Raw genomic sequence first — 16175 nt, 5'->3', positions numbered from 1 at the left:
TCAGCCCATCCGTCCCGGATTTAGAATACCCACTGGGTCAAATTGTTGCTTCAACCGCTGAGACAAAGCGGCCAGTGCCGCCGGTTGCGGTTGAAAAACAGGATTGGTCAGACGTTCATCCATGCTGGCGCGCAGCAATGTGGCATGGCCCCCGCCATGCGCTGCAATCACCGCTCGAATGCGCTCTGCCTCCACCCCGTGTTCCAGCCGCAGAAACACCAGGCCGCCCTGCCAGTCATACAGCGCATCAGCCGCAATGTGCATGCGCAGCGCCATCACAACATCGGCTGCCCTTGTGGGCGTGACAGAAAGCCGCCACACGACACGATGGTCTGGCCCCGCAAAGGGCGTAACATCGCGCACGTCGCGCCAAAGTGCCCGCGACTCATCGTCTTCCAGACGTTCCACTCGTCCCACTTTTTCCAATGCAGCGCCCAGATGGGCGGCGCGCGCCTTGACCGACGGTCCAAACCCTTCCAGCCGCATCAGCGTGGCGGCATTTTTGCCCAGCGCCCCGTCCAGAACCCGCCCTGCAACGCCATAGGGCAGATGCGCCGCGGCTGAAACTTCCCCGGGGGAGCCCATCGCGGCAGACAGCGCGCCCATCGCCTCATCATCCTGCATGTCACGCAACAACAGCGTGGTTTCAGACTGGCTGTCGGGCATAACCTTGATGGTGATATCGGTCAGGACCGACAATGTGCCATAAGCGCCAGTGAGGCCCTTGGAAAGGTCAAAACCCGTGACGTTTTTCACCACCCGGCCGCCAGCCTTGTAGATTTCGCCGCGCCCGGACACTGCGCCGACACCCAGAATATGGTCGCGGGCCGCGCCCTGCTTGATACGCCGCGGGCCGGAAAGGTTGCAGGACATAACACCGCCCAGTGTTCCCTGCCCGGCAGGCTGGCCCAGCAGTGGCCCGTAATCCAGCGGCTCAAACTCCAGCCGTTGGCCCCGTGCTTTCAGTACAGCTTCAATCTCTGCCATGGGCGTGCCCGCACGCGCCGAAAGCACAAGTTCCTCCGGCTCATACAGGGTAACGCCGCTCAAGCCAGCGGTGGAAAGCGTTGCCGCGGCCTGCACCGGCTTGCCCAGAAAGTGCTTTGTGCCCGTGCCTTCGATGGCAAGCGGTGTTGCCTGCGCTACGGCATCCAGCACAATGTCGCGCACGTCTTCAGCGGTCTGCGGTTGGTGTTGTAAGCTTTGCATTTAAAATCTCGGAAGATCTGGAAATGGCACCTGGCCGCGATGCACATGCATGCGGCCCAGCTCTGCACAGCGGTGCAGCACAGGAAACACCTTGCCCGGGTTCAAAAGATGCTTGTCGTCAAAGGCGCATTTGATGCGCTGCTGGTGGCGCAGATCATCTTCGGAAAACATTTCCGGCATCAGATCGCGCTTTTCAATGCCCACCCCGTGCTCACCGGTCAGGACACCGCCAACTTCCACGCAAAGCCGCAAAATATCGGCGCCGAAATCCTCGGCGCGCTGCAACTCGTCATCTCTGGAAGCATCGTACAAAATCAATGGGTGCAGATTGCCGTCTCCGGCATGAAACACGTTGGCCACGGCCAGCCGGTAGTGTTCCGACAATTGCTTCATTCCCGCCAGAACGCGAGGCAGTTCCTTGCGCGGAATGGTGCCATCCATACACAGATAGTCGGGCGAGATTCTTCCGACCGCTGGAAACGCCGCCTTGCGTCCAGCCCAGAAGCGCGCCCGCTCCTCGTCAGAAGTGGAAACTCGCGCGGTCGTTGCGCCATTGGCACGGGCAATATCCTCAACCGCGCCAAGCAGATAATCGACCTCAGCCTTCGGGCCATCCAGCTCGACAATCAGCAACGCTTCAACATCCAGCGGATAACCGGCATGCACAAAATCTTCAGCGGCCCGAATGGCTGGCCGATCCATCATTTCCATTCCGCCGGGAATAATGCCCTGGGCAATAATAGCGGCCACGGCAGCGCCAGCCTGTTCGCTGGTTGGAAAGCCGATCAACACCGCGCGCGCCGTTTCCGGTGCCTGCAAAATGCGCACGGTGACTTCAGTCACCACGCCCAGAAGCCCCTCTGAGCCAGTCATCAGGCCAAGCAGGTCATAGCCTTCGCTATCGAGATGCTTGCCGCCCAGCCGAACGACCTCGCCCTCAACCGTTACAAATTCAAGGCCCAGCACATTGTTGGTGGTCAGGCCATATTTCAAACAGTGCACACCACCGGAATTCTCGGCAATGTTGCCGCCTATCGAACAGGCAATCTGCGATGATGGATCCGGCGCATAGTAAAAGCCCGCATGCTCCACCGCCCGCGTGATGCCAAGATTGGTAACACCCGGTTGCACAACGGCGCAGCGGTTTTCAAAATCCACATCCAGCACACGATTGAAGCGCGACAGCACCAGCAGCACGCCGTCTTCCAACGGCAGAGCACCGCCAGACAAGGATGTGCCGGACCCGCGTGGCACAACGGGAATGTCGTTGGCGTGGCAATATTTCAGAACTGCGGCAACCTGGTCCACGGTGTCTGGCAGAACCACCACCAGTGGCAGTTGTCGATAGGCTGTCAGCGCATCGGTTTCAAAAACCCGCATTTCATTGGTGGCATCCACCACGCCTTCGCCCGGCACTATCTCGCGCATGGCGGCAACAATTCCAGCGCGACGCGCCAAAACTTCCTTGTTCGGCAGAGGCATGGAAATTGTCATACGCAACATGTCTCCCTCAGTGCGAATTAGAATTGAATTAAACTTTAGGGCGTTGGAAGTCCATTGCCTTATCAACACGTTCGCCCACTTCCGGCCTGTGGAACGGGATTTCAATATCCGCAAGATCGTATAAACCCGACCCGGCAGGCGGGTGAGATTCCGCTTGCTGCATTTTTCCGTTGTAACCTCTGCGGTTCAGCGGCAAGACAATGCCACAAATCAAAGAATTCCATCGCCTCAGGCGATCCAGAAAGACAAGCTTGGCGAATGCGCAATGCCCGATCATGATTTCCGCTCCCCCCGGTTGTTCACCCCCGCAAAACTGTTTGCCGCTGCCGTGCTGGAGGCCTCGCCCGAGCAGGCAAATTATCTGGCCAATGTCATGCGGCTTGAAGAAGGCGCGAGCGTGCTTCTGTTCAACGGGCAGGATGGAGAATGGCGCGCCAGCTTTCACCGACCGGCGAAAAAGCGGGTCGAGTTGCGGGTGGATGTGCAATTGCGCCCGCAGCCGCCTTTGCCTGACCTGCACTATCTGTTTGCTCCGCTCAAACATGCGCGGCTGGATTATATGGTGCAGAAGGCAGTGGAAATGGGCGCCGGCAGATTGCAACCCGTTATGACCCAGCACTGCCAGGCACCGCGCATCAACATTGCGCGCATGCAGGCCAATGCTCAGGAGGCGGCGGAACAATGCGGCATTCTGGCCGTGCCCGACTGTGTGGAAATGGCTCGGCTGCCGCAACTGCTCGAATCATGGGATGCGTCCCGACAATTGATATTTTGCGACGAACGCGCCGCTGACCATAGCCCCCAGCAGCTGCTGGCACCCTTTGCCGGCCGGCCACTGGCCGTTCTGATAGGGCCCGAAGGTGGCTTTTCCCAAACCGAGCGCACCCTGTTGACGGGGTGCGGGTTTGTCACCGCAATATCGCTCGGGCCGCGCATATTGCGGGCCGATACGGCCGCTGTTGCCGCACTTGCGCTTGTGCAGGCTGTTGCCGGTGACTGGCCGCGCTGAAGGAATGTTCTTGCACTGAATAGCGAAACAAGAAATGACAACGTTAATTGATTCACCCGCTTGGGGCGGGAAGCGGATGAGACACTATGGCGCGTGACACGACCGACCTGACGCCGATCACCTCCCAGGGCGATCTGGCAGATTACCTGCGAGGCGGTGAGAAGCCGGCCACCGAATTTCGTATTGGCACAGAGCACGAAAAATTCGGCTACTACCCCGAAGATCTATCTCCCGTTCCCTATGAGGGAGAGCGCGGCATCCACAAACTGCTGGAGGCCATGCAGGCCATGTCCGGCTGGGAAGCCATTGTAGACGGCGGCCGGATTATCGGCCTTGCAGGGCCAAACGGTCAGGGCGCAATTTCGCTGGAACCGGGCGGCCAGTTTGAGCTTTCCGGCGCGCCGTTGCTGACGCTGCACGAGACCTGCCGCGAATCCAACGCTCATCTGAGCGATGTCCGCAAAGCCGCAAAACAACTGGGGATCGAGTTTCTGGGAATAGGCGCCAGCCCGCTCTGGACACTGGCTGAAACGCCGGTCATGCCGAAATCGCGTTATGAAATCATGAAGGCCTACATGCCGAAGGTCGGCACGCGCGGTCTGGACATGATGTTCAGAACCAGCACAATTCAGGTCAATCTGGATTTTTCCGACGAAGCCGACATGCGCCGCAAAATGCAGATCGGCATGAAATTGCAGCCTGTGGCATCTGCACTGTTTGCAAACTCCCCCTTCACCGAGGGAAAGAAGAACGGGCTGGTTTCCTGGCGCTCTGCGGTTTGGCACAATGTGGACAATGCGCGTTCCGGCCTTCTGCCTTTCGTCTTCAAACCGGATTTCGGCTATGATGATTACGTTGAATGGGCACTGGATGTGCCGATGTATTTCATCACCCGCGATGGTGTTTACCACGACGCCACTGATGTAACATTTCGGCAGTTTCTGGATGGCGCATTCAAAGGGCGTGTTGCTGATGCCACGCCCAATATGGGCGACTGGACAAACCATCTTTCCACGCTGTTCCCTGATGTACGCCTCAAGCGCTTCATTGAAATGCGGGGTGCTGACGGTGGCCCATGGCGCGGCATATGCGCGCTGCCCGCGTTCTGGACCGGGCTGCTGTATGACGGCGGCGCACTGGAAGCAGTGGAAACGCTGGTTGCCGACTGGACATTTGAAGAGGTGCAGGCGTTGCGAAATGCCGTACCGACCTCCGGCCTTGCCACACGCTTTCGTGACGCAGATGTGCTTGAAGTGGCGCGCGCTGTTCTGCGCATATCCCGCCAAGGTCTTGTGGCAAGGGCGAGGCTGAACGAAGAAGGCAATGATGAAAGCTTTTTCCTTGCGCCTCTGGAAGAAATTGTTGCGCGCGGAACCACGTCTGCTGAAGAACTTGTGCGTCTGTATAGTACGCAATGGGACCAATCCATGCGAAGGCTATTTGAACATCTGACCTATTAAGCCCACTTGGCAGCGGCACAATTTGGCTTAATCTTCCACCAGAGCATTCCTCGTTGAAACGGAATTGTTTTAACGCCAGGACAATGCGACAAAACAAAGCGTCAGGCCTTGTCAGGCGATTGGGAGATCGCGCGCATGGCCTGGGGTGGGCGTGGGAGCGAAAAATGACAACATTTGCGGATTGGCTGGCGGCAAGCGCCGGGATGCAGAACGCATCCGAACAGTTGCAGGCGCAATTCCGACTGAGCGAAAAGGAAATTCGCGAGGCCACGGAGGCGCTGGCCCCGGCGCTGATGCTGGGCATGAAGCGGATGATGGCAAATCAGGCGCAATTTGCTGAAATGTCACGACAATTCGCCGCCTTTCCTGCTGCCGGTTCTGATGCATTTGGCCAGAAGGCCATGCTTGGCCTGTTTGGCAGCCGCGACCTGGCCGATGCCGTCGCGCGGCAGGCATCCTTGATCAGCGGGCTGGCACCCGACACGCTGGCACAAATGATCCCGATCTTTTCCTCGCTCACGGTCGATTCGATCATGCACACGCTGAACGCCTCAACCGGACGCAAAGGCGCCTTACCGGGAGACAGTGCAGGCGTCCTGCTGGCGGAAATGATGCGACGCTCGGCCAATGCGATGGACGCGTTCAGCCGGCCCAGCCATTCCCGGCAGAATCACCCCACCCCGCACAGCACGGAAGAAATCGGCCGCATGTTTGCCGAGGCCCTGAAAGGGTTTCCTTTTGTGCCGCGCACATCAGACAGCGCGCCGAAAGAGCCGCCGCCCGCAGCAAGCCCGTTTGATACCGCCTTTGACTTTTTGGAAGCAGGGCGTTCATTTCAGGATAGCTATATGCGAGAAATGATGTCACTTTTCGAGCGGCACGATGAGACGAAAAAGGACTGATAGAGGGATGAAGCCGGTGTGACCATGTGTGACTGCCCGCAAAAACTTTGAAATGCGGTGTTTTTCTCTTATGCTCTCCATCCGGATCGGCTGCTGTCTTAGCCCGATGAACAGGTTTTTACGAACTTTATGCTTCTCGTCAACTTTCTGATTGTCGTCTTCCTTATCCTTCTCAATGGCTTTTTTGCCATGTCTGAACTGGCTGTTGTTTCGTCACGTCGTGGCAAGCTGCAACAAATGGCCAATAATGGCAGCCAGGGCGCTGCGCGCGCTTTGAAACTGGTGGATGATCCAACCAGCTTTCTTTCAACGGTGCAGGTTGGCATCACGCTGGTGGGCATTTTCGCAGGCGCATTCGGCGCCTCGGCATTTTCAGGTCCGCTGGCCGACGTGCTGGTGACAATGCCGGTTATCGGCCCCTACTCACAAGGCGCAGCTTTTGCGATTGTTGTTGTGGTCATCACCTATCTCTCGCTGATTTTAGGTGAACTGGTGCCCAAGCGGTTTGCTCTCAATCACTCCGAGGGTATCGCCAGTTTTGTCGCACCCTTCATGCTGCTTCTGGCCCGCATCGGCGCACCCGTCGTCTGGTTTCTTCGAATTTCCACGGAAACGGTTTCCCGCCTGGTCGGCATTTCCACCTCGTCAGAAAATTCGGTCACGGAAGAAGAAGTCAAGGCAATGATAGCCGAAGGCACGCAAAGCGGCGTCTTCGAGCCCAAGGAACGCGAACTGATCGAGGGTGTGCTACGCATTGCCGACAGGACCGCGCGTTCGGTCATGGTGCCCCGACCCGACGTCTACTGGATTTCGATAGACGACGAGCAGACCAGCATTCTGGATGAAATTCACGCAAGTGGTCACTCTCGCTTCCCGGTCAGCGGTGAAGAGGTGGACGATATTATCGGCGTGGTTCAGGCCAAGGATCTTCTGGAGCAAATTCGGCTGACGGGCGCGATCGACATCAAGACCGCTTTGCGAGAACCGCTTTATGTCAACGAAACCATGCCAGTTCTGAAACTGCTGGACCGGTTTCAGAATGCCTCAACCCATATGGCCATTGTTCTGGATGAATATGGCACGTTTGAAGGGGTGGTAACGCCAACCGACATCCTTGCGTCTATTGCTGGCGCGCTGCCTGAAGGCACGGATGAGGAACATGGCGTGACACAGCGGGCCGATGGCTCCTATCTGGTCGATGCCGGCATGACGGCAGACAATGTCGAACGGCTGATTCCCGGTCTGGTTTTCCCCAGGGAGCGGGATTACGAAACCTTTGCCGGTTTCATTCTGGATTGCTTTGGCCATATTCCCGATGTCGGCGAAACCATGGACTATTCGGATTGGCGCTTTGAGGTGGTGGATCTTGATGGTCGCCGCATTGACAAGGTGCTTGCCACCTTTATTGGCACCCGGAATGCCGAAAGCGAAACAGCGGAATAAAAAAACGCCGCAGCGTCAGCGCTGCGGCGGGTTACTGAAGTCCATCGGATTGTCGGCATGCAACATTCATCTGGCGCGCCTGCGTTTTGCGGCTCGCACGGCCAGTTGATAGGTCGGGTCCTGCCGCCAGTCGGTGTTCAGTGCGTCATGCACATCATCACGCTTGATGCCCAGATCAGCCAGAAGATAATCGGGCAAATCCGCGACATAATGCGCCTGCCGACGGTTTTTGAATGCGCGAAAAACGGCTGGCACTGCAGCCAGTCCCAAACGGATATTCGAGGCGAATTCGGGCATCGTTGACCTGCCCGGCCCTTTGACAACAATCGTCACAATGCTCTCCTGAGTGCTAGAGGAACAGGGCGCTTGCCGCTGCATGATCCTTGAGATAAGCCATCAGTATTGATTAGACCAACGAATGTTTGTAATGTGTTCCATCATCAATGCTGATGGATAACGCCATGGCTATCCCACTTGATCTGGACCAGTTGCGCAGCTTTCTGGCTGTGGTGGATACAGGCAGTTTCACACGTGCTGCCGAAGATGTGTTCAAAACCCAATCAGCCGTTTCCATGCAGATTCGGCGGTTGGAAGAGCGGCTTGGCAAAGAGCTGTTCGAGCGCACAGGGCGCAGTGTCCGGTTGACGGATGATGGTGCGCGCCTGCTTGGCTATGCACGCCGGATGCTGTCCCTCAGCCAGGAAACACTGACAGCCTTTGACGAGGCGCATATTTCCGGCCATGTGCGCATCGGCCTGCCGGATGATTACGCCGAACGTTTCTTGCCCGAGATCATGGCGCGCTTTGTGCGCTCCAACCCGCGTGTGGAACTTCAGATTGCCTGTGAAACAACGTCCAGTCTGGTTGAACATGTGGAAAAAGGCCATCTGGACGTGGCCCTGGTCTGCCCCTCCAAAACCCATGCATGGTCGGAAATTGTGCGGCGGGAACCGCTGCATTTCGTGACGTCTGCCTGCCATTCGGTGCATCTGGAAGAGGTTTTGCCGCTGGCAATCGGGCGGCCGGATTGCAACTGGCGCAAACAGGGTGTCGAGGCGCTTTCCCGGATGCAGCGCGATTATCGAATTTTGTTCACCAGCTGGTCTGCCACTATCGTCACCTCAGCGGTTCTGGCCGGGCTGGCCGTCAGCGTCTTGCCCGAATGCGCGCTGCGCCCGGGCATGCGCGTGCTGACAGAGGCAGATGGCTTTCCCAAGCTGAAAGATGCGCAAATTGCCGTCATGCGTGGCAAAAACACTGACACGCCGGTGATTTCAGCCCTGATCGACCATATTCGGGAAAGTCTGCAAAATCTTGTACCGCAGACCGATGAAGCGACAGTCCAACGCCCTGCAGCCGAGCCGAGAATCGTGCGTCCATCGCTTTCCCGCACGGGCATTGTTGCCGCCAATTGTTGAATGACAGGCCTTGACCGAATGGCTGCTTGCTTCGCATAAACCGCTATGAGCTTTTTTGACGATCCTGACGCTTCGCAGAGCAACCTTTCCAACGCTGCGGAATATTCCGTCTCGGAAATTTCCGGTGCGTTGAAACGCACTGTCGAGCAGACATTTGGCCATGTCCGGGTTCGTGGAGAAATTTCGGGCTATCGGGGTCCGCATTCATCGGGTCATGCATATTTTTCGTTGAAGGATGAAAAGGCGCGGCTGGAAGCAGTTATCTGGAAAACATCTTTCAGCAAGCTGGCGTTCAAACCGGAAGAAGGGCTGGAGGTGGTGGCCACGGGCCGATTGACCACTTACCCCGGATCGTCGAAATACCAGATTGTTATCGAGGATATGAAGCCAGCAGGCGCTGGCGCGCTGATGGCTCTTTTGAACGAGCGCCGTCTTAAATTTGAAGCTGAAGGCCTTTTTGACAAAGCCCGAAAGCAGCCCCTTCCCTATCTGCCCCGCGTCATCGGCATCATCACTTCGCCAACCGGCGCAGTTATTCGCGACATTTGCCACCGCATTGCCGATCGTTTTCCAGTTCATCTCATTGTCTGGCCTGTTCGCGTACAGGGCGAAACAAGCGGGGCAGAGGTCGCCGAAGCAATCGAGGGTTTTAACGCCTTGCCGGCGGGAGGAACCCTGCCCCGCCCGGATCTGCTGATTGTGGCGCGTGGCGGTGGCAGCCTGGAAGATCTGTGGGGCTTCAATGACGAGGCAGTTGTGCGCGCCGCCAGCCTCAGCACAATTCCGCTGATTTCTGCTGTTGGGCATGAAACCGACTGGACGCTGCTGGACCATGTAGCCGATATGCGCGCTCCAACTCCAACCGGTGCGGCGGAAATGGCCGTGCCGGTGCGGGCCGAAATTGCCGCAACACTTGCTGCGCTGCACGCACGCAACGGGGCAGCTGTTTCCCGCCTGGTTCAGCAGGAAAAGCGGCAATTGCAAACACTGGCCCGCGCGCTGCCTTCCGCCGACATGCTTTTGGCCATGCCCCGGCGGCACCTGGACGAGCTATCCGTCAATCTGGATCGCTGTCTGCGCAGCGCCATCGCAGGAGAGCGACAGCGCTTTACAGTGGCCGCAGGCGCGCTCCAGCCGAACCGGCTTGCCGTCATGCTGCTGGACAGGCGCAACGGCCTGGAGCGGCTGGCGAATGGTCTGGACAATGGCCTTGCGCAGGGCATTTTTCGCAAACGGCAAGCATTTGAGCGAATTGCCGCTGCCATTCGCCCGCACACAGTTGCCCGCATGCGCGACGAAGCCCGGCAGCGTCTGGCGCAGACGTCGCGCAGCTTTGACACGGCCTGTTCGCGCCTTTTGGAAGACCGTCGAAATCTGCTGTCCGGTATCTGGCGCGTTGCTGGCAGTCTGGATCCGCGCCGGGTTCTTGAACGCGGCTACACCATCGTTCGTGACAGTGAGGGGCAACCCATTACGCAGGCTGCCGGATTGCAATCCGGCATGGCCTTCAGTGTGGAATTTGCCGGCGGAGAACTGCGCCATGCCGTTGCAACCAGCGGCGAGCCGGCAAAGCAGCCTGCTTCACGCACAAAGAGGCCGCCTGCCAACCAGGGCGATCTGTTCTAGACCGTTGCCGCGAGGCATGTTCTAGCCACCAAGGGTTCTGACCCAGTCCAGCATTCCTGGCAGGCAATTCGACTTCAGGTCATAATGGCGCTGGGCGTGCACCCGCGCGGCCGCACCCAGCCGCGCCCGTTTCTCCGGATCGTCCAGCAGCGCAACAATCTGTGCCGCCAACTCATCCGGGTTGAAAAAATCCACCAGCACACCCGTATCATCGTCGCGGATCGCCTCCCTGACAGGAGATGTGTCGCTGGCAACAATGGCGCAGCCAATGCTCATGGCTTCCACCAGCGACCATGACAGAACAAACGGATAAGTCAGATAAATGTGAACTGTGGAAAGTTGCAGCAAGGAAATGAAGCGCGGATAATCCAGCGGACCGGTGAAATGCACCCGCTCCCAATCTTCCGGGCGAATTTTCGGCTTCACCTCTTTGACAAACAGCTCTTTCCACGTGCCATGTTGCGGCATGCCGCCATAGCCGGTTTTCGTATCGCCAACCAACACGATCTGAGGTTGTGGCCGCTCCTTCAGCAGCGTCGGCAAAGCCCGCATCATGGTCTGAAATCCGCGATAGGGTTCCAGATTGCGGCTGACATAGGTGAGAACTTCGTCATCACGCGTCAGCGTTCGCCCATTTGGCAGTTTGAAGAATGCTTTGTCGTTTGGCCGCAAGGCATCGGTATCGATACCATCATGCACCACCGAAATACGGTTACGCATGCTTTCAGGAAACGTGCTCGCCTGCCATTGTGTGGGGGCTATGCCTGCATCAGCCTGCGCGAAGGTCAATTCCATATTGACGTTTTTGAACCGAAGGCGGCAGACATCGCTGGCGTCAGACTTGGCGAATTCCGGGTCAAAATTCGAATCCGCGCCAAATGGCTGATAATAGAATTCGCAATAGGCACCCATGCGGGCATCGGGCCACACATCTTTCAAAAACAGCATTTCTCCCCAGCCCGGATGACCGATGATCACATCCGGAACATAGCCTTGCCGTTTAAGGTTCAATGCGGCGTTGAATGCCGCCTCGCCGCGAATGGCCTTGGTTTCCAGGTCGACAATCCACGGATGCACCCCGCGCGTGGAACCACGGCTGGCGGTGTAATGCATCAGGCCGATATTGTGCCAGTTCTTCGGCATCTGATCGCGCATATGCATTGCGCGCACTTCATGACCCGGTTGCGCCGCCAATGCGGGTGCCAAATGTTTGTACTGCCCGGGAAAATTCTGATGAATGAAAAGATAGCGCATTTACGAAACTGCTTCCGGCGAAATTGAGTTTTCCAGTTCCGGCCAAAAATACTGCGCTTAAAACGATCCGTCCACTAAACTCTATAAGATATATAATAAATAGCGCGTTCTTGGTATTTCGGGCTATTGGGCCAGAAATCCACCATCCACCGGCAGAGTGTGACCAGTCACCATGCCTGACGCGGGCGCGGCCAGAAACACAATTGCGGCCGCCACTTCTTCAGGTTCGGCCAACCTGCCGAGGGGGGTCATATCGGCAATTTTCTTCATCAACTCCGGCTGTTCCAGCAGGGCGGAAATAAAGGGTGTGCGGACATAGGTCGGGGCAACAGCGTTGACGCGAATATTGCTGGCGGCCCACTCGACTGCCAGCGCCCGGGTCATATTGATAATCGCGCCTTTGGTGGTCTGGTAGGAAATGTTGGGATATAGCCCCCCGCCGGAAAGCCCCATGATCGATGCCACATTGACAATGGCGCCACCGTTGCCAAAGGCAATCATATGCCGTGCGGCTTCCCTTGCGCACAGAAAACTGCCCGTCATATTCACATCAACAACCCGGTTCCAATCTTCCACGGACAGGTCCAGCGCAGGGCGGCGGATGGCAATACCGGCGCTGTTGACCAGAATATCCAGCCGCCCGGCTTCCGTGGCGATAGCGTCAAAAGCCACCGCCACGGCATCCTCACTGGTCACATCCAGCACCTTGGTAGCAAATTCTGATGCCTCTTCAGGAAAGGCTCGGTCCAGAATGGTCACGGTTGCACCGGCCTTCGCCAGTTCCCGGGCCGCTGCAAGGCCAATTCCAGATGCACCACCGGTCACGATAGCCACCCGGCCCTCAAGACTGAACAAATTCATATGACAAACGTCCCTTAAACACTTGCTTGCACGGCTTCCAATTGCCGCGCGGTATAACCAATCAATCTGCCGCGCCCGCTTCGCTTGGCCTCGTAAAGCGCCTGATCTGCCATATTGACGCCGGTTTTCACCTCTGGCGGAATTCGCTCGAAAAAAGCATAGCCGATGCTGACGGATATCTGCACCGGCCGACCGGTGTGCGGATTGACAAGATCCAGTTCTGCAATGGCGACTATCGCCGCTTGCCCTTCCTGCTCAGCCTCTGCCCGAGAGGCGACCGGAGCGAAAATGCAGAATTCATCACCGCCGGTTCGGCCAATCAGCGCTTCTGCGTCAAACACCAGTGTAAAAACCGATGCGACCCTGCGAATGGCTTCATCGCCCACGAGGTGGCCATTCCAGTCATTCACCAGCTTAAAATCATCCATGTCGATGGCGTAAAAAGCTCCGCAGCCATTCTTCGGAACTGCGGCAAGCTGACGGTAAAATTCAGATCGGTTCAACATGCCGGAAAGCCCGTCGCGCGTTGCGCGTTCGGCCAGTTCGGCATTTGCAGCCGCCAGGCTGGCGTTCAGGTCTTTAACCGCCCGATGCGCAGCCAGAAGCCGGTCATGCTGCCGGAAATGAAAGGCGCTGGCGGGTCCGCTGATCAGAACCGAACAAACAACGCACATCAACAATCCATTGCCGTCGAAGCTTCCGCCAATGGCGGGCACCGCTATCAAAGCAATCAAAACAGAGCCAGCCGCGCTGGCAACAGCAACAGCGATTGCGCGCAGAAAAATTCGCCCACCCCACGGGCTAACTGCCGTCATTGAAACCTCATCGGCAAAGCGCCAGCGGAGCCCGTTCCCACAACCATTGCTATAGGCAATCAAACGCCTTCGCAACTGACGGCGAGGTATTGGGTAGTGCGCCTTGCAATCCTTTCCGACGATAGTAGGCGGATTTCCCTCTGGCCAGCCTGAGGAGACGTTTCCATGCGCTGGCTTACTTAAACACGCCGTCAATGCACCCGCGCCGGAGCGGATAAGATTGTTTCATTCACATCAGCCGAGGTTATTTAATAAAAAAAGCCCCGCAATCGCGGGGCCTTTCTAGTGCGCATCTTGTGTTGAAGCGAAGTCGTTTTACCAGTTGCCAACGTGTCAGACCGGCTAACGAAGAAATTCAATCAGATCATGATTGAGCCTGTCCGGCACTGTGGCGAACAGACCGTGCGGTTCACCATCATATTCAATCAATTGTGCACCGGAGATGCCTTTGGCCGCCGCATGCCCGGTCAGGGCTATGGGTACAATATCATCACCCGTGCCGTGAATGACCAGTGTCGGAATAGTGAACGCCGCAAAGTCAGGCCTGAAATCAGTGGTACCAAAAGCATCAACACAATCGATTGTCGCTTTTGGACTTGCCATGATGCCATGAACAAACGACCAGTCCAGAATTCCCTGGCTGACAGGGCTGGTTACCAGGCCAACGCCATAGAACTGCTTTGCAAAGCTCTGCAGAAAGGCAAAACGGTCCTTCCGGATTTGCGCTTTCATATCTTCAAACACCGATGGCTCTACGCCATCCGGGTTGGTTTCGTCCTGAAGAAGATAGCCGGCAACCGACGCCACCAGAACTGCCTTTGAGACGCGTGATGCGCCGTGCCGCGCAAGATAGCGGGCGATCTCGCCGCCGCCCATCGAAAAACCGACAAGCGAAACAGACTGCAAATCAAGATCTTCGAGAATTGCCGCCAGATCATCTGCGAACATATCGTAATTATAGCCGGTCGCCGGATGACCGGACTGGCCAAATCCACGGCGATCATAGGTGATAACGCGGAAACCTGCTTCAAGCAGGGCAAGCGTCTGATACTCGAACATATCGCCGGTCAGCGGCCACCCATGAATCAGGACAACCGGCTGACCTTGGCCCATGTCCTTGACGTGAAGCATCACGCCATCTTTAGCTTCAACGAATGCCATCTGTAACTCCCAGTTGAGTGTGTACACACTAACCGGATGAGGTGGCGGAATGTTCCGCCACGTTATTAACTAGTTCTAATCACGGTTGCGCAGGCTGAGGCCAAGGGCAAATCCGATAATCCCGGCTATAAGCAATGCTGAAATTGGCCGTTCCTGAACGGATTGGCGAACCGCCCTGCTGCCCTCATGCGCGTAAGCACCCGCGTTTTCATAGACGTCGGATGCATAGCGCGACGCCTCGCCTGCAGCATCTCGTACAGCGTCTTTTCCCTGTCCATACAGGTTCTGCGCTGTGCCTTCGGCTTCTCGCACCCTGCCTTCAGCCGAATTTCCCGGCGATCCCACTGCGTCACCTACTGCACCCTGCACTTTGCCGCCGAATTCTTTTGCGGCGCCCTCAATCCGGTCTTTGTCCATCAGCCTGTCTCCTAACTGTCGTTGGAAGATCCAACGCTTCAGAGCTATAACTTTTGAAAGCGCCGATGGTTCTATGCAAACACTCAGTAAAATTTCACAGTCCGGCTGACGCTGATGCCGGCTGACAGGGCGCGGTCAATTAGGTCAATTCAAGATTAGGTCGGCAGCGCTTCAATTCGAGTTCAGAAGCTTCCGCGAGACAGTGTCAATGTGAATTCGCATCGCACGCTCACTTTCCAGCGGGTTCCTGTCGGTCACCGCTTCTACAATTGCCTCATGTTCCAGAAACGAATGGTGATCCGCGGGCGGTCCGCCAATATCCTCGCGGCGGCGACCCCAGACCACCGTACGGCGGATGGAGTTGAGATTGTCGAACATCAGAACCAGCAGCTTGTTCTGGGTTGCCTTGGCTACGGCGCGATGAAAGCGGTTGTCCCAGTTTTCATATTGCCGCCAATTGCTCGCTTCCCGGCCTCGTTCCGCGCAAAGGCGCAACTCTTCCAGATCTGCCGTTGACGCGTTAACCGCGGCTTCTCGCGCCAATGCCGGTTCGATTGTCAGCCTGGCGCGGATAACCTCAATTGGGCTTGCCAGGTTGGCAACCGTCAAACTTGGTGAAATGGTTTCATTTGGTTTAGAGCCGAGAAAGGTTCCCTTGCCGACATGACGCCAGATCCGCCCTTCCGACTCGGCAATTGCCAGCGCTTTACGAAGGGCACCACGAGACACACCCAGAATGTCGCACAGCTCTCTTTCAGGTGGCAGACGCCCCTGCTCGTTCAGCTCATGCTGCGCCAGAAAGGCTTGAAGCTGCGTAAAAGCCGCCTGACCTTCATCTGGAATCAGGTATTCCTGCAGCACGGCCACGTCTTTCAAATCTGCCAATGCCAGCCTCCATTGATCCTTGCACACAAGATCGCGCCATTGGGTAAGTCAATTCATTGTCATGTTGCACCGTCTTTGCCGTTGAAACGCACCCTTTTCAACGAGAAAATGCTCCATTCGATACCACAGAACCGGCGACCAATGGAGTCGCCCGCAAACCAATTTGCACCTTTTTTTACCAATTGCAAAAAACCACTTGAACTTATCAATTA

General features: G+C 56.9%; 15 protein-coding genes. 6 read left to right on the top strand and 9 right to left on the bottom strand.

Annotated elements, in window-relative coordinates:
• A complete protein-coding gene (gene glcE / locus FPY71_RS01705) occupies positions 1-1209 on the bottom strand; it encodes a glycolate oxidase subunit GlcE (protein WP_149297014.1) in 1209 nt (402 codons plus the stop codon).
• Positions 1210-2703: an FAD-linked oxidase C-terminal domain-containing protein gene (locus FPY71_RS01700; RefSeq protein WP_149298584.1), complete on the bottom strand. Its 1494-nt coding sequence runs from the start codon at positions 2701-2703 to the stop codon at positions 1210-1212. It abuts the gene before it with no gap.
• A gap of 274 nt (positions 2704-2977) precedes the next feature.
• On the opposite strand from FPY71_RS01700, the gene FPY71_RS01695 reads away from it, so the two are divergent.
• From FPY71_RS01695 to FPY71_RS01680, 4 genes are all read left to right on the top strand, one after another.
• Positions 2978-3721: a 16S rRNA (uracil(1498)-N(3))-methyltransferase gene (locus FPY71_RS01695; RefSeq protein WP_149298583.1), complete on the top strand. Its 744-nt coding sequence runs from the start codon at positions 2978-2980 to the stop codon at positions 3719-3721.
• A gap of 86 nt (positions 3722-3807) precedes the next feature.
• Complete coding sequence (locus tag FPY71_RS01690) at positions 3808-5181, top strand: glutamate--cysteine ligase (protein ID WP_149297012.1); 1374 nt, start codon at positions 3808-3810, stop codon at positions 5179-5181.
• A 164-nt stretch (positions 5182-5345) separates the two neighbouring features.
• On the top strand, positions 5346-6083 hold the full coding sequence (locus tag FPY71_RS01685; protein WP_149297010.1) for a hypothetical protein: 738 nt from the start codon (positions 5346-5348) through the stop codon (positions 6081-6083).
• Positions 6084-6212: 129 nt separating this feature from the next.
• Positions 6213-7526 carry a hemolysin family protein gene (locus FPY71_RS01680; RefSeq protein ID WP_149297007.1) on the top strand — a complete coding sequence of 438 codons (1314 nt, stop codon included), beginning with the start codon at positions 6213-6215 and terminating at the stop codon, positions 7524-7526.
• A gap of 66 nt (positions 7527-7592) precedes the next feature.
• On the opposite strand, the gene FPY71_RS01675 is transcribed toward FPY71_RS01680, so the two are convergent.
• Positions 7593-7859 carry a DUF1127 domain-containing protein gene (locus FPY71_RS01675; RefSeq protein WP_246160088.1) on the bottom strand — a complete coding sequence of 89 codons (267 nt, stop codon included), beginning with the start codon at positions 7857-7859 and terminating at the stop codon, positions 7593-7595.
• A 128-nt stretch (positions 7860-7987) separates the two neighbouring features.
• Between FPY71_RS01675 and FPY71_RS01670 the strand changes: the two genes are divergently transcribed.
• Positions 7988-8944 (top strand): LysR family transcriptional regulator, encoded by a 957-nt coding sequence (locus tag FPY71_RS01670; protein ID WP_149297005.1) that lies wholly within the window; start codon positions 7988-7990, stop codon positions 8942-8944.
• 45 nt (positions 8945-8989) lie between these two features.
• Complete coding sequence (gene xseA / locus FPY71_RS01665) at positions 8990-10570, top strand: exodeoxyribonuclease VII large subunit (protein ID WP_149297003.1); 1581 nt, start codon at positions 8990-8992, stop codon at positions 10568-10570.
• 21 nt (positions 10571-10591) lie between these two features.
• Here the strand turns inward: xseA and FPY71_RS01660 are convergent, their stop codons facing one another.
• The 6 genes from FPY71_RS01660 to FPY71_RS01635 all read right to left on the bottom strand — a co-directional run bounded on the left by FPY71_RS01660 (position 10592) and on the right by FPY71_RS01635 (position 15963).
• Positions 10592-11824 carry a glycosyltransferase family 4 protein gene (locus tag FPY71_RS01660; RefSeq protein WP_149297001.1) on the bottom strand — a complete coding sequence of 411 codons (1233 nt, stop codon included), beginning with the start codon at positions 11822-11824 and terminating at the stop codon, positions 10592-10594.
• A 123-nt stretch (positions 11825-11947) separates the two neighbouring features.
• Positions 11948-12685: an SDR family NAD(P)-dependent oxidoreductase gene (locus FPY71_RS01655; RefSeq protein WP_149296998.1), complete on the bottom strand. Its 738-nt coding sequence runs from the start codon at positions 12683-12685 to the stop codon at positions 11948-11950.
• Between the two features lie 14 nt (positions 12686-12699).
• Positions 12700-13500 carry a GGDEF domain-containing protein gene (locus tag FPY71_RS01650; RefSeq protein WP_149296996.1) on the bottom strand — a complete coding sequence of 267 codons (801 nt, stop codon included), beginning with the start codon at positions 13498-13500 and terminating at the stop codon, positions 12700-12702.
• Positions 13501-13842: 342 nt separating this feature from the next.
• Complete coding sequence (locus tag FPY71_RS01645) at positions 13843-14661, bottom strand: alpha/beta fold hydrolase (protein WP_149296994.1); 819 nt, start codon at positions 14659-14661, stop codon at positions 13843-13845.
• 75 nt (positions 14662-14736) lie between these two features.
• A complete protein-coding gene (locus FPY71_RS01640; protein ID WP_149296992.1) occupies positions 14737-15078 on the bottom strand; it encodes a CsbD family protein in 342 nt (113 codons plus the stop codon).
• A 171-nt stretch (positions 15079-15249) separates the two neighbouring features.
• Positions 15250-15963, bottom strand: a complete 714-nt coding sequence (locus FPY71_RS01635; protein WP_342791217.1) for a FadR/GntR family transcriptional regulator — start codon at positions 15961-15963, stop codon at positions 15250-15252.
• Between the last annotated feature and the right edge of the window lie 212 nt (positions 15964-16175).

The sequence above is a fragment of the Aureimonas fodinaquatilis genome (assembly GCF_008369445.1).
GTDB classification, from domain to species: domain Bacteria; phylum Pseudomonadota; class Alphaproteobacteria; order Rhizobiales; family Rhizobiaceae; genus Aureimonas; species Aureimonas fodinaquatilis.
Note: the sequence above shows the minus strand (reverse complement) of the source record. Positions and strands in the feature narration are given on the sequence as shown.

Excerpts from the sequence above, each read along its gene's own strand:
- glcE (WP_149297014.1), bottom strand. The coding sequence starts at position 1,209 with ATGCAAAGCTTACAACACCAACCGCAGACCGCTGAAGACGTGCGCGAC.
- FPY71_RS01700 (WP_149298584.1), bottom strand. The coding sequence starts at position 2,703 with ATGACAATTTCCATGCCTCTGCCGAACAAGGAAGTTTTGGCGCGTCGC.
- FPY71_RS01695 (WP_149298583.1), top strand. The coding sequence starts at position 2,978 with ATGCCCGATCATGATTTCCGCTCCCCCCGGTTGTTCACCCCCGCAAAA.
- FPY71_RS01690 (WP_149297012.1), top strand. The coding sequence starts at position 3,808 with ATGGCGCGTGACACGACCGACCTGACGCCGATCACCTCCCAGGGCGAT.
- FPY71_RS01685 (WP_149297010.1), top strand. The coding sequence starts at position 5,346 with ATGACAACATTTGCGGATTGGCTGGCGGCAAGCGCCGGGATGCAGAAC.
- FPY71_RS01680 (WP_149297007.1), top strand. The coding sequence starts at position 6,213 with ATGCTTCTCGTCAACTTTCTGATTGTCGTCTTCCTTATCCTTCTCAAT.
- FPY71_RS01670 (WP_149297005.1), top strand. The coding sequence starts at position 7,988 with ATGGCTATCCCACTTGATCTGGACCAGTTGCGCAGCTTTCTGGCTGTG.
- xseA (WP_149297003.1), top strand. The coding sequence starts at position 8,990 with ATGAGCTTTTTTGACGATCCTGACGCTTCGCAGAGCAACCTTTCCAAC.
- FPY71_RS01660 (WP_149297001.1), bottom strand. The coding sequence starts at position 11,824 with ATGCGCTATCTTTTCATTCATCAGAATTTTCCCGGGCAGTACAAACAT.
- FPY71_RS01655 (WP_149296998.1), bottom strand. The coding sequence starts at position 12,685 with ATGAATTTGTTCAGTCTTGAGGGCCGGGTGGCTATCGTGACCGGTGGT.
- FPY71_RS01650 (WP_149296996.1), bottom strand. The coding sequence starts at position 13,500 with ATGACGGCAGTTAGCCCGTGGGGTGGGCGAATTTTTCTGCGCGCAATC.
- FPY71_RS01645 (WP_149296994.1), bottom strand. The coding sequence starts at position 14,661 with ATGGCATTCGTTGAAGCTAAAGATGGCGTGATGCTTCACGTCAAGGAC.
- FPY71_RS01640 (WP_149296992.1), bottom strand. The coding sequence starts at position 15,078 with ATGGACAAAGACCGGATTGAGGGCGCCGCAAAAGAATTCGGCGGCAAA.